9 protein-coding genes are annotated in these 13204 nt (G+C 43.5%); 3 read left to right on the forward strand and 6 right to left on the reverse strand.

The annotated features are described in order from the left end of the window. Window positions 1–276 precede the first annotated feature (276 nt). Window positions 277–759, reverse strand: coding sequence for a MarR family winged helix-turn-helix transcriptional regulator (locus L4B77_RS17450; RefSeq protein ID WP_429751977.1), 483 nt, complete (start codon window positions 757–759; stop codon window positions 277–279). A 123-nt stretch (window positions 760–882) separates the two neighbouring features. Between L4B77_RS17450 and L4B77_RS17455 the strand changes: the two genes are divergently transcribed. Then, the gene (locus L4B77_RS17455) at window positions 883–1815 is read left to right on the forward strand and encodes a DMT family transporter (RefSeq protein ID WP_429751979.1); all 933 of its coding nucleotides are present in this window, start codon (window positions 883–885) and stop codon (window positions 1813–1815) included. 21 nt (window positions 1816–1836) lie between these two features. Here the strand turns inward: L4B77_RS17455 and L4B77_RS17460 are convergent, their stop codons facing one another. After that, window positions 1837–2406 (reverse strand): threonine transporter RhtB, encoded by a 570-nt coding sequence (locus tag L4B77_RS17460; protein WP_261840382.1) that lies wholly within the window; start codon window positions 2404–2406, stop codon window positions 1837–1839. Window positions 2407–3028: 622 nt separating this feature from the next. Between L4B77_RS17460 and L4B77_RS17465 the strand changes: the two genes are divergently transcribed. Continuing rightward, on the forward strand, window positions 3029–3775 hold the full coding sequence (locus L4B77_RS17465) for a flagellar brake protein (RefSeq protein WP_261840383.1): 747 nt from the start codon (window positions 3029–3031) through the stop codon (window positions 3773–3775). A gap of 126 nt (window positions 3776–3901) precedes the next feature. Here L4B77_RS17465 and L4B77_RS17470 read toward each other — a convergent pair whose 3' ends face one another. Both L4B77_RS17470 and L4B77_RS17475 read right to left on the reverse strand, forming a co-directional pair. Then, window positions 3902–6262, reverse strand: coding sequence for a Lon protease family protein (locus tag L4B77_RS17470; protein WP_429751982.1), 2361 nt, complete (start codon window positions 6260–6262; stop codon window positions 3902–3904). 829 nt (window positions 6263–7091) lie between these two features. Beyond that, window positions 7092–8450 carry an aminotransferase-like domain-containing protein gene (locus L4B77_RS17475; protein ID WP_429751984.1) on the reverse strand — a complete coding sequence of 453 codons (1359 nt, stop codon included), beginning with the start codon at window positions 8448–8450 and terminating at the stop codon, window positions 7092–7094. Window positions 8451–8610: 160 nt separating this feature from the next. Between L4B77_RS17475 and L4B77_RS17480 the strand changes: the two genes are divergently transcribed. After that, window positions 8611–9219, forward strand: coding sequence for a LysE family translocator (locus tag L4B77_RS17480; protein WP_102445638.1), 609 nt, complete (start codon window positions 8611–8613; stop codon window positions 9217–9219). 236 nt (window positions 9220–9455) lie between these two features. On the opposite strand, the gene L4B77_RS17485 is transcribed toward L4B77_RS17480, so the two are convergent. Together L4B77_RS17485 and L4B77_RS17490 are read right to left on the reverse strand one after the other, a co-directional pair. Further along, window positions 9456–10469 (reverse strand): LacI family DNA-binding transcriptional regulator, encoded by a 1014-nt coding sequence (locus tag L4B77_RS17485; protein WP_429751986.1) that lies wholly within the window; start codon window positions 10467–10469, stop codon window positions 9456–9458. A gap of 95 nt (window positions 10470–10564) precedes the next feature. Continuing rightward, on the reverse strand, window positions 10565–13204 hold a 2640-nt coding region (locus L4B77_RS17490), incomplete at its 5' end, for a GH116 family glycosyl hydrolase (RefSeq protein WP_429751988.1).

Here is a 13204-nt window from a genome sequence, read left to right on the forward strand (position 1 = left end):
GTATTGAATTATTCGTGAATAAATAACTTACTGCCGAACAATCGATCAATAAATAAGCACTTCTCATACTGCCTTTTTATATCTTAACCAGGCAACCCCCTTATATTTCAGCTGAGTTAATCATATTCGTTTCCATAGTAGCTCACTTACTGGTCAGTTTAATTCATCCAACTGAACGAGAATATTCCGTTCAATGCTGTGAAAAAATACAAGACTAATAACAATCTCCTGGAAAATAAGAGGGAGTTTGGCGCTAGACGATGAGTTGTCGAAAAACTACTCGAACGCACTCAACCATGTTTTCAAAAGTTGGTTGGTGTTCTTCTTCTGACTCGCAGACAATGATTTAACCAGTTTTTTCTGCATTTCGACATGTTCAGTTATCATTTGGTCAATCAGAATCAGCCCCTTTTGGGTTAACTGAACACTCACGCTGCGTCTGTCTTCTTTGCTGTGCTCACGACTGATCAACCCTTTCGCTGCTAGCTTATCAAGACGATTGGTCATCGCGCCTGATGTCAGCATCATCGACCCGATCAGTTCTGACGGAGTCAGTCGGTAAGGCTTTCCAGAACGTCGCAACGTCGCCAGCACATCAAACTCACCCAGCTTCATGTCGTATTTTTTATGAAGCTCGGCAACTTGCGTCTCCATATACTTGGCAATACGCATAATCCGGCCCATCATTGCCATAGGCTCAGTTTCTAGCTCAGGCTTTTCCTTTGCCCATTGCTCTACTACGCGGTCGATAGCATCCATTTGCAATCTCGCTCCGTTATTAGTCTGATTACTTCAAACTAGTTTAACATAAAGATACTTTACAACCACTAGTTCTCAGTATACAGTTCACACAATAGTTATCTTAACGTAAAGATATTTCAGATGAACATATTATTAGCAATGATCCCCGCATTCTTTTGGGGAACAACCTATGCAGTGACGCAATTTACGCTACAGGAGTGGCCACCATTATTATTGGGTGCTTTGCGTGCGTTACCTGCTGGTTTGTTATTGCTAGCGGTAAAACCAACGCTGCCTAAAAAAGGCGAGTGGCAGATCATTTTCACATTGGGCCTTATCAATATTGCGACCTTCTTTAGCTTGATCTTTATGATGGCGCTAACCCTGCCTTCGGCAATCTCTGGCGTGGGTATGATCTCAGTGCCTGTATTCGCAATGATCTTCCACTGGCTAGTGAAAAAACAACGCCCACATTTGATTCAAGCTCTTTCAGGTATTGGCTTGATCACCTTAGCGTGGATATTGTTTAATCCAAGTCAGATCGCATTAAACCCGATCGGTTTGGGCGCCATGTTTGCGGCAATCATGTGTATCGTTATCGGCAGCAGCATTACCAAATCACTGGGTAATCGCATGCACTGGTGGAAAGTATTAACGTGGCAGCTGATTCTAGGCGGTACGATTTTATCTGTCGCATCTGGCGTTCATGCGTTCATCGACCCGCAGCCTTATGTTAACGCTGTCACTCATTTCGATTCTCGTAATGCTATGGGGCTATTGTGGGTGATAGGGCTGAACACAGCGCTGGGTTATGGCATGTATGTGTGGTTGCTACAACGTATGTCGGTAGTTGATTTCACCTTCGGCGGTATTGCAAACCCAGTTGCGGGCATCGTGACCGGTATGGTGTTAATGGGCGAATCGTTTACTCCAGTCCAATATTCACTAATGACTGGCATGATCGTGATGTCACTACTACCGCAGCTTATCCTTGCAGTAAGACAGACCAAACAAGTTAAGCCTGTTACGCAGTTGCTGGTGCAGTGTCGGAAATATCTATTCCAGAAACCTTAGAAACAGAGCGGTCATGAACAATCAATCCCTAAGCCATTGATAGCTGCCACTGGCTCCTCTTTGCTTCTCAAAAAAATTAGAATGTTGTTGCTTGAACTGGTCGGCTTTGAGTTTAGAAATGGGCCACTGAGTGAAGTCCTCTCGGAAATTGTGATTATTAAAACTAAATTCTACAGATTTTAATCTCTTATTAATCGCGCGATATATATAGCTTTCACCCGAGCTTTCACAGGTCATGAAGGAATGCGATATAGGCTGATGATTAAAAGAGATGAATATCGATTTATTCGATTTCGGTTCACAGGTCTCTTTATTCACAATATCAACTTCAAGCTTATTATCGAATGTCGTCAAAACAAAGATGACGATGTTTTCCTCTAAATACACTCGCCGAAGCAAAAGCTGTTTTGTGTCCTGAGTACGGGTAACTTGAAGACCATTCGAAAATGGCAAATAGTATTCCCAGAGCCAACTCCAATCCAATCCTTTCTCTACAAAGTGTAATTGCTTAAAGCCTCTCCATAGGGCTGTGCTCCCAAGAGCGAAAGTAAAAATAGTTAAGATGAGAAAAATTCGAATTAATAATTTCATGGTATTGATCAACTCGCGGCCATACCGACTCTTTCATGCATAGCAGAGCGAGTGCAGCGTAAGCCTGTAAAGCCTAGATTTAAGTGTAAGCCTTCTTTTTCATAAAGCAGGCCTTTGATCGGTTCCTGTTAGGCTGGACTCGCCATTAACCCCAGTTTACTTTTCAACGTTAGCTGAAGTTAAATGCCCAAGAACACTGTGCCTTCTCGTCCGATTATAATCAACCCCAATCTATTCGAGGAACACCTAGCGTGTTATACCCAAATAGCCGTTTAGCGGGGCTGGGATATTTTGATGGTGTTGAACAACGGTAAACGGCTCTGGTTCAAGTTCAACGGTGAAGTCACTTTCTTCTTACCCCTATTTTGTCGCCTTCATACTCAACTTCAATAAATAATTGATAACAAAAATAATAAATGTTTGAACTATTATCTCCTTATAAATAGACTATCGCATGCGCAACTAAATACAACGAAGTACTTATAGACAAGTTCAGTATTGAACACTGTTGAGTTTAATTAAAAGTCTCTACAGACAAAAACTAAGGTACACCAATTAAAAGTTGCAAATCACTTGTTTAGTCAGAACAAATTACCGCATGTTGGCACATGGAGAGTACAAAATGAACGCACCATTAAAAAGATCTTTGGAGCATAATAAAACGCTTAACGACCCTCGTAATCGCACCGTATCCACAATAAATAGTACCGATGCTCTGGCGATGATTGAGCACGGCAGTGAGTTGACCTTAAACGTCTTGACTCCTGTTGGAACTAAGTTTCTCGCGACCACTAAATTTATTGGCACGCACAGCGATAATTGCATTGTGGTTGAGGTTCCTGAAGTATCCCATGAAGATCTAAACTTTTTCTTTCAAGAAGGTTTTTGGATGACCGTTCGCGCCTATTCTCTAAGAGGTGAAGGTGCACTTATCCATTTTAAATGTCAGATTTATCATAAAATTGGCGAACCGTTTCCTATTCTTGTACTTTCAACACCAAGTACGATGAAAGTGACTCAATTGCGTAAAGAAACACGCTATGAAGTGAACTTACCTTCAAGAATCATCTTCAACGATCAACGAACAGATTGTGAGATAAGAGACTTATCCAAAAGTGGTTGTCGCTTTGTCACATCCCCCACTTCTCGGGCGATTCAAATTGCGGAACGCGTCTCTATTGAAATCACGCCTCATAACTACAATGGTCCACTGATTCCACCACTGAAAGGCGTCGTCTGCAACCTACAAAAATCGACGCACTATGCTCGATACGGTGTAGAGTTCGACGACATTGGTCGAGCTAACGCCAAGCACTTACTGGCAAAACTAAAGTTCAATGGGACCAAGCTCTGCTTGAGAAATGCGTAAACGCGTTGAGACCTTAACCTCATCCCATACCGTGTACAGCACACTAAGAGGTAGGTAAAAGATCAATAAATAAAAAAGCCATCGACTCTACAATCGATGGCTTTTGCGTTGTATCTCTTTATCACTCTATTTACGCAAGGCGTTCAACTTGGCCTGAGCGATACCAAAAACCGTATCAATTGGGTAACTTCCCTCATCACTCGCCTCACCCGCAGCTTTGCCGGTAAACAGCTTAATCGCTTCAGTAACATGATCGATGGCCCAGATATGGAACTCACCCTTTTCAACCGCTTTAACGATATCACTGCGCAACATTAAGTTATGAATATTCGAGCGTGGAATGATGACTCCTTGCTCCTTTGAACGTCCTTTAATTTCACACACATCAAAGAAGCCTTCAATTTTCTCGTTCACACCACCAATTGGCTGAGACTCGCCAAACTGGTTCATTGATCCTGTAATTGCAATGTCTTGACGATTTGGCTGTTTGGAAAATGCAGACACTACCGCACAGAATTCAGCCATACTCGCACTGTCCCCATCAACCCCTCCATACGATTGCTCAAAGGTAATATGAGTAGTCAGTGGGACTTTTGCTGTCTTACCAAACACCGAAGAGAGATAAGCAGATAAGATCATCACACCTTTAGAGTGAATACTGCCTCCTAGGTCTACATTTCTTTCGATATCAATGACCTCACCATCTCCATAAGCGGTGGTGGCAGTGATTCGGTTTGGCGCGCCAAACATGTGGTCCGTTGTACTGAGTACCGACAATGCATTGACTTGACCCACCGCCAGACCGTCCACATGGATCAGCGTTGTTCCATTGGTGAAAGTCTCCATAACACTGTCTTGTAATCGGCCGACACGCATCTGTTGATTAGACAGTGCTTGGTCAACATGGGTAGCACGAATCAGGTTCGATTTCGATCCTCTTGCTACATAGTTTGATTCACGCAGCAGATTCGCAATGTGTGCCGAGTGTAGTGATAGTTTGCCTTGGTCTCCTGCTTGACGAGAGCTGTGCTCAATGATCCGAGCAATCGCTTTTCGGTCACAATGCAACATGTTGTTGTCGTGTATGATGCTTGAAATGAAGCGTGCATAATGCATTTCAGAATCCGCAGTACGCTTCATCTCATCTTCAAAATCAGCTGTCACACGGAACAGTTCAGCAAACTCTGCATCGTAATGCTGCAATAGTTGATAAGTACGATAATCACCAAACAGAATGATCTTCACATCTAATGGGATTGGCTCAGGATCGAGTGAAACAGCCCCAGTTAACGTCACCTCCTTCTCTAATGAAGTGAAACTCAACTGACGGGAACGTAATGCACGCTTCAAGCCTTCCCAAACATAGGGCTGTTCAAGCACTTTCACCGCATCCATTAACAATACACCGCCATTGGCTCGGTGTAAGCTACCTGCACGAATCAATGAGAAGTCCGTGAATACCGTTCCCTTGAACGTCGCCGTTTCTACATAGCCAAACAGAGAGTGATAATTTGGGTTCTCTTCAACCACAATCGGCAGAGACTGTTCTTTTTGGCTAACAATAACGTTCACCATATAACGACGGGGCATTTTCTTATCCAAAGAGGCGGTCGCAACTTCTGCCTGATCGGCGCTCTCTTCAAGGAAAATATCGGCATTATCAACAATATCCTTGCGCAGTGCAGTGAGGTATTTTTTTATCTCTGGATATTGGCTGTAATCCAACTTCAACTGCTTGATAAAGTGAGTAATCACATCTCGTGCCGTGTCATCATTCAGCTTTTGGATTTTCTCTGTGTAGGTCTCTTCAAGTTCCGTCAATTCACGAGAAATGGTTCGTAACCCCACTTCCAAAGCATCGATGGTTTTATCGAACTGATCTTGCTCTTCAGCAGAGAGCAGATCAAAGCTCTCTTCGGTATGAAGCTCATCACCATTCATTGCGACAAACTGATAATCACCTTGTGTAGTAATCGTCAGGTTAATGCCTTTATCTTTTGCTTCTTGGCTAATCGCTTCCAATGCTGCTTGTTGTTTTGCAGCCAATTGATTTTTAAGCCTATCAGCACGGCTAAAGTACATCTCATTGTCGAATGCGAGCGGCATGGCTTTAAGCAATTTACGCATTAGCTTTTCAATATCTTGCTTTAAGCTACTGCCGACACCACTCGGTAACTTAAGCACCTTAGGTGTACGAATATCTTCAAAGTTCGCGATATAACACCAATCAAAAAGCTCCTCAACGTCTTGTGGGTGACGGTTAAGATAACGCAAAATCATGGTGCGCTTGCCTAAACCATTGCGCCCTATCGCATAAATGTTGTAACCCTTTTCCTTAATTGACATCGCGAACTCAACGGCTTTTTGTGCCCGCTCCTGTCCAACAATTTCATCAATTGGAGCCAGTTCTTTGGTCGACTTACAAGGCAGTTTCTCTAGGTCTGCTACCTGATACAGCTGTTCTGTATTGAGTCTTTGTATCGCCATCGCCGCCTCCTTAGCATTACTTGGGTATAGATAAAATCAGTGTAGATGTAATTACCTATAAATTTAGTGACTTACGCTGCACGGCTGCTCAACCGAACAAATAACACACAATTTAAGCCAATTATTAACAATAAAAAGTCATTTTCTTACCCACATAATGCAGAATTGATTTCAATTTATACTTAATAAATATCTCTAAGGTTTTCTTGATCACTTTTTCTGTATTCAGCACAGCTCAAGTTTGATGCTGAAAGGTAAAGTGCTGGAAGAAGGGGCTGCAAACGACACTTTCAATGCCGAAAAATGACAACACCAAGAAATGAATCGCAGCGTAATTCAACTTAGAAAATAAATCGAAAAAAAATGCGATGTAAAGGGAACTAATCAAGATTAACCGCGTCTTATAAACACATTCTGAATATTTATCGATACTCAAAATAATTGGAATTGCAGCTAGGCAACAAATAAGTTCAGCCCTATGAGCATAGGGGTTCTACGTGATTAGGGTGAACTTAGGCAGTTAACAACGCTGCAGCTTCAAGTATCAAGAGTAGAATGGATTACACTCTAGAATGGATATAGCAAAACTGGTTTGGCCGCCAAAAGAAAAATGTCGCATGGATGCGGCATTTTTCGTTTCTGGTGTATATGAAAAATCAACTCAGTGATTATGAAGGTTTGCTAAAACTGACGGACTTTAAACAGGGTTAGCTAGTAGTCGGGTCACAGTAGCAGAGCGGCTTCGCTCAACCCACTCAGGCCATTACTTATATCCCACTGCCTAGTGGTGCTTAGTTAGGCAGTGAGTAATCAATATGATCCATGAAGTTTAAGTGAGCCTTGTGATTTGGTCTCTGACGATATCTAGAGCTGATTGCAATTGTGGGCGGCTTAATGGACCTGCCAGTGATATCCTCACTGCTGCTGGCACTTCATACCGACCCACAGCAAACATTTCCGCTTCTCTCACTCTGACCCCATGTTTCAACAACGATTGGTTAAAATGATACCCTGTTAACGGCTCAGGCAAAGGTAGCCACACATTGTAGCCAGGAACGCCGATATGGATTTCGGGAAATACTGTCTTCCAGATCCGATGACGAGCACTGAGTTCCATCGCGATCTCTTCATCTACTGTTTGCATAGCTCCACTAGTTAGCCAACGACACACCAGATCGATGATTAGAGGGCTAACATACATACAACTGGCTCGTAGCGCACGTTGCAACAAATCCTTAAAGGATAGTGGCAAAATGATAAATCCCAGTCGTAATCCACCCGCGAAGTACTTAGAAAAACTACCCACGTATAAAGTAATATCTGGAGCGATAGCTACTAAAGGACTCTTTCGATAGGGCGGCGGGCAGTAGAGCACATCGTCCTCAATAATTAGCACATTGTAACGACGGCATATTTCAATAATTTTCAGTCTTCGACTATCCGTTAACTGGGCGCCGGTCGGATTTTGTATTCCCGGAGTCAGGTAAAGTAGTTTGGGGCGATGTCTCTTACAGTGCAAAACCAGATCTTCAGGATCTAATCCATGTTCATCGACCTTTACAGGCACTAGCTTTCGTTCGGATTGCTGACATGCATAGATAAATTCCGGATAACACAGCCCTTCGGCAAGAATGGTATCTTTGGGACGGCTTAGCGCTTGAATAATCAACGATATTCCGTGCTGACCTCCATGTGTCCATACTAAACGCCGGGCATCAATATTAATATTGAATTTGGTCATCAGCCATTGTCGAAGAGTCTCGTTATGACCATGAATGCCATCAGCAGAGTAGTAATCTAGTACCGCTGCCTGCGCAATTTCTTCGTGAGATAACTCTTTCAACGCGCTTGCAAGAAATTTAGGTTGTGACAATAACAAAGGTCGGCAGCGCGCCAGATCAATGCCTTTTTCTTCCAATACCGGATGATAAAAGTGGTTCAGTTCAGTTTCTCTGTTCCGAACATAAGTACCGCTTCCTACTTTTGGCTCCGTTAACCCCCTTCGCTCGAGCTCCTGATAAGCCCTTGTCACCGTTCCAACCGTCACACTCAACCGATAAGATAAAATCCGCTGGGGGGGTAATTTAGTATCCGGTTCGAGTTCTCCGCTTTCTATCACCTCAGCAATCGCATCAGCCAGTGCCATAAACTTAGGTCCGGAACGACCCGATATATCAGGGACTAACATTGTCTCTCTCCAAAGGGGTACAATTAATTATTGTATTCAGGATAGATAAGGCCTGACAAAAAGGAAATCAAAGAATTGTCACCATGACGCATTAACTTTAGGTCTTTCCATTTCCCCCCTTTATTCTCAACTCGTTCACACTTATTTGAGAGGAAAGGAAATGACGACATTATGGAGCTTAATGCCAGCCATGAGTTTATTCGCGTTTGTTACGGCCATAACGCCGGGACCAAATAACTTATTGCTCGCCAACTCAGGGGCACAATTTGGTGTTCGAAAATCATGGCGACACCTGATTGGTATCCGTATCGGTGTGATTGGACTAATCCTACTTTGTGCGTGTGGTGTCGTTGTCGCTTTGCAGAATCATCCGAATTGGTATCTAGCAATAAAATACGTAGGTCTGGCTTACATGTTCTGGTTGATAATAAAGCTGTTGTGTACCAACCCTTTCTCGGGTAAGCCCACCAAGAACAAACCAATCAATGTGACTCAAGCTGCGTTGTTTCAACTGGGGAATATGAAGGCTTGGATGGCATCACTTGCTTTGGTCACAAGCTATAGCCTACCCTCGAGCTATTGGTTCTCTGTCGCATTAATTACATTCGTGTTTACGACATTCGGGTTGTTGGCCAATATAACTTGGGTCTGGGTTGGTCAACAAATCCGAGTTTATCTCGATAGCGCATTGAAACAACGCCTGTTTAATATCAGCCTCGCAGCGATAACGTTTATATCATTGTTGCCGGTTTTGGAGCACTCTATCTGAATAACAAAGATTAGAATTTTGTATGTCTAAAAGTGTTGATTATCTAAATTCGGATTTCGAGTTGTAACGCACTTTGGGGCAGAAGTGTTTTAGCTTACCTGCCCCCTATTGAACAATGTGAAGGCGTAAATATCAGCAGCAAGTTCGATAGTTTTACTCAGCGGCATTCCGGCCATGGTTCGCATTGATATCAATACCAATCATCACGGGCGCGCACCTTGAGGCTTGTCTTGAAATTAACGATACAAAGACTTGGTCGACTCTCTGACGATTAAATCAATCGGCGGTAAACGAGCTTCATGTCGCTCACCTGATAAAAAGTTCAAGATCGACTGGGCACATACCTCTCCAATCTCTTCAATCGGTTGCCTCAAAGTCGTTAATGCTGGCGTGAAATACTTCGACGTTGGTAAGTCATCAAAGCCAATCACAGACACATCTTCTGGCACTTTATAACCGTGATCGTGTAGCGCCTTAATCGCCCCGTAAGCGGTTTGGTCATTGGCTGCGAACAGAGCGGAAAAGTGAACCTTAGATTCAATCAACTCTACCGTTTTCTCATAACCAGATTCACTGCTGAAATCGCCCTGTTTGACGAGTTTTGGCATCACTTTAATGCCCGCCTCTTGAAGAGCTTTCTTGTAACCTTCAAAGCGACTTCCCGCATCTGGTTGGCTTGAAAGACCCTTAATATGAGCAATGTTCACATGTCCCTGTTGCAGCAAGTGCAGAGTCGCCATATAGCCACCCAGCACATTATCGATATTGATCGAGCGAACATTATCTTCAACGATGTCGTAACCCACCGCGACAATCGGAATGTCTTGAGCGTACTTGGCGATGTCGTCTTTGGTAATACTGCCCGTCACGATGATCATGCCATCCACGTTACTTTTAGCTAAGTACTCCAGCGCATGTATCTCGAGCTTTTTTTGCCAGTGCCCCGTCGCGATGACCAATGAGTAGCCTTGAGCTATCAGTGTCTTCTCCATGTCATTAAGGATCCGACTGGTATAAGGGCTGTCTGGGTGTTGCACCAATACACCAATCGTCAATGAACGGCGGTTGATATTCTCCTGCATTTGAAAGTTAGGCTTGTAGCCAGTGTCTTTGATCGCTTGCTCGATGTTCTGGCTTTTATCATCCGACACATAAGTGGTTCGATTAAGAAAACGAGAAACCGTGCTTGGGGAAACGCCAGCGAGTCTCGCTACATCGTATACGGTGGTTTTTTTAGTTTTAGTGCGCATCTCGATACCCTAATCCAGTGACATTTGGGGAGCCCGAAAGCTCCCCCTATTTCAACCTGCATACCACTGCTTTTGTTGAAACTCGTGTCATTTAGTTAATACATGTAGGCGAAAATCATCCCCGGTCTAAAATAACGACCTGCGGTATATTTCAAGCCGGTACTCAACAGCCATTTGTGAAGAACAATGGCTTGCTCCGCTGAAATTTCGCCTTGCAGCATACTAACAAATTTATCACTGTCTTTAGTCAGGCTAGGACTCACTCGACCGTCAGATAGCACACACTTTTGTAATTTAAGGACAGTAAGCCACTTTTTCGCATCACCTTGTGACAATTTAAAAGATTCTGAAAGATCTTCCTCATCAAATGAGACTGAGCAGTTGAACCCTTCTGGCGCTGCAAATGGAATTTTTGAATAGTCATACAGCGCGGTATACACGGTATCCATCAATGTTTCCGCTTGCTGAGATTTACCCGCCAGACTCAAGGCTGTCGCAACACTAAACTGCACACCAATCCACACATCTTGTGCTTGGAACGCTTCATGTGGTGAACCGTCGGCCAGTGTCATGTTCGCGACACCAAGCTTAGGGCTATTAATCTCAAAGTTGTGCTTATAAACATAATCTAGGGCACGTTGGATATTCTCTTGCGGGAAAATGCCTTCTAGTCCGATTAGCTTTAAGTAGCTGTCTGCCAATAGAGCATCGCCAAAGCTGTTGTCTGAATCAGGTACTAAATCTAAGTAGTCTTGTGTAAAGGCTTGTGGCGCAGTCTCGCTCAATAAGCGCTTCTTAGAGACTCTTTGAGACACCTTGCTGATGCTGATTGAAGTATCTGTTTCATTGAGATACTCATTAAGAATGTTCTTATCGGCAATCGCATCGCCAGTCAGTGAAAGCCCTAATGCTTCCAAGTCTTTGTAGCCCAGACCTGTTAAATGCTTAGCTTGAACGGGCGTGACGAAAAAGTGGTAGTAACCCTCTTTGTCATCCCACAAGCTTTGCTCAACTGTTGCTAACGCCTTTTTCGAACGCGTTAAGTAACCGCTAGCTAGATCGCTTTCGCCCATCAATTGTGCAAGTTCACTCGCGGCTTGTAGGCCAGCAACCCAAAGGCTCGCACAGTAAATTGAGATACCATGTGACGCTAGGTTATCGAAGGTATCGTCTGTGCCTCGAGTTAACGGTAAATCATCACCTTCAGCAATCAAGTTCGATAAGAAGTCGATGCTCTCAGTGACAGCCTGCCAGCACTCTTCAACCACAGAGATATCTTGGGTGTTTTGATAATGGCGGTACACCATAAGAATGTATTTCGGTGCTAAGTCCTTCCATTCCTTGACATTGTGCCAGCTGTAAGCATCGGGCTGGATGTCGAATGGGCTGCCCAAGTCGTGGATTACCGCGCCTCGAATAGCACGTACGCCTTGGTACTTGTCATCAATCAATTCAGCATTGGGTGTCGCTTCGTATTCCCAGTATCGGCGCTCGGTAAAGTCTTCCGCCAAAATGGCTTTCGAGAACTCTTTCATCACGCAGCCATCAAGCTCAGGCAGCAAGTAAAGCAGAGAGAATGAGCCATAGAAATAAACATCCAGAGAGTTAAAGAATGGGTAATCGACACACTCTTTCACCAAGAACTTATCTTCTTTATCCCATACCGTTGATTCGGCTAGGAAAGACAATGAATTCATCGCCATCGTCGCATAGCGCAGTGCCGATTCAGGCTGTGATATTTTGCTTTGAGCTTGCTCTAGGAAAGCGGTCTGTTGCTCAACGATTTTCTGCTCAATGATTTCAAGCTTTGCCAATAAATCTTCTAACATCGGTAAGGCAGGTTTCGCTTGAGGATAGAATTGCGTGTAAGCCTTGTCCGAGTTCCAACCATTAAGCATCACTTTGCTATGTGCCATCACTTGAGCAAAACGCAGGTCAACAGACTCACCCGGCTCCAATTCAACCTTTACCACAACAAGTGCGCTCAATGCTTCGCGCCCTGTGTAAATGCCAGTTTGGAATTCAGCGTTAGTGCGGCCGGTTTTCAATGCGAACTCGGTTTGCTGGGTCACTTTCGAAGTATAAAGCGTTGGCTTAACAGACACCGATACCTTGCCAGATTCAGTCAAACGGTTTTCGGCTTGAACACCAAACACCACCTCACCCTCGATGTCACTTTGATAAGGGGACTGACTAGTGAGCTGAACACCAGTAAAACCGTGGCTTTCACCATCGACATTCACTGCTTGATGCTGCTGAGCAATCGGGTTTTGAGATAAGGTACACGCCGAATCTTGAATCCCATCACGACCTTTTCGGTAGGTTGAACCAATCAAGTTTTGTAGAGGTTGAGCAAGCGTAATCACGCGTGTTTGCTGTGATTCATTAGTAATCTGGAAGTGGTTCCAGTGCATCGGCAAAGAACAGAGACGCTTATCCTCTTTAACGATCGGTGAGACTACCTTTCGCTTTATATTAATACCATCAAAACTATTATATTTATATTCAGCCAATGGATACAAAGCTTGATATTCTATATCTCTGCCATTAACGCTATCTATATGATTACTATTACCCGCGGTAAGTGATAATAACTTCGTTGTATCATTTGTTAATAAACCATTAAAGAAATCTAAGGCAACATATAATTGACAAACTGTTGAAGCCGAATCTTCTTCAATCAACAATTGAGTCTTATTTGAAAATTCAACGTTCCACTTTATAAAGTTATCTTT

This window comes from Vibrio minamisatsumaniensis, from assembly GCF_050337445.1.
Classification (GTDB): domain Bacteria; phylum Pseudomonadota; class Gammaproteobacteria; order Enterobacterales; family Vibrionaceae; genus Vibrio; species Vibrio artabrorum.

Excerpts from the sequence above, each read along its gene's own strand:
- L4B77_RS17480 (WP_102445638.1), top strand. The coding sequence starts at position 8,611 with ATGACGACATTATGGAGCTTAATGCCAGCCATGAGTTTATTCGCGTTT.
- L4B77_RS17465 (WP_261840383.1), top strand. The coding sequence starts at position 3,029 with ATGAACGCACCATTAAAAAGATCTTTGGAGCATAATAAAACGCTTAAC.
- L4B77_RS17450 (WP_429751977.1), bottom strand. The coding sequence starts at position 759 with ATGGATGCTATCGACCGCGTAGTAGAGCAATGGGCAAAGGAAAAGCCT.
- L4B77_RS17475 (WP_429751984.1), bottom strand. The coding sequence starts at position 8,450 with ATGTTAGTCCCTGATATATCGGGTCGTTCCGGACCTAAGTTTATGGCA.
- L4B77_RS17485 (WP_429751986.1), bottom strand. The coding sequence starts at position 10,469 with ATGCGCACTAAAACTAAAAAAACCACCGTATACGATGTAGCGAGACTC.
- L4B77_RS17470 (WP_429751982.1), bottom strand. The coding sequence starts at position 6,262 with ATGGCGATACAAAGACTCAATACAGAACAGCTGTATCAGGTAGCAGAC.
- L4B77_RS17460 (WP_261840382.1), bottom strand. The coding sequence starts at position 2,406 with ATGAAATTATTAATTCGAATTTTTCTCATCTTAACTATTTTTACTTTC.
- L4B77_RS17455 (WP_429751979.1), top strand. The coding sequence starts at position 883 with ATGAACATATTATTAGCAATGATCCCCGCATTCTTTTGGGGAACAACC.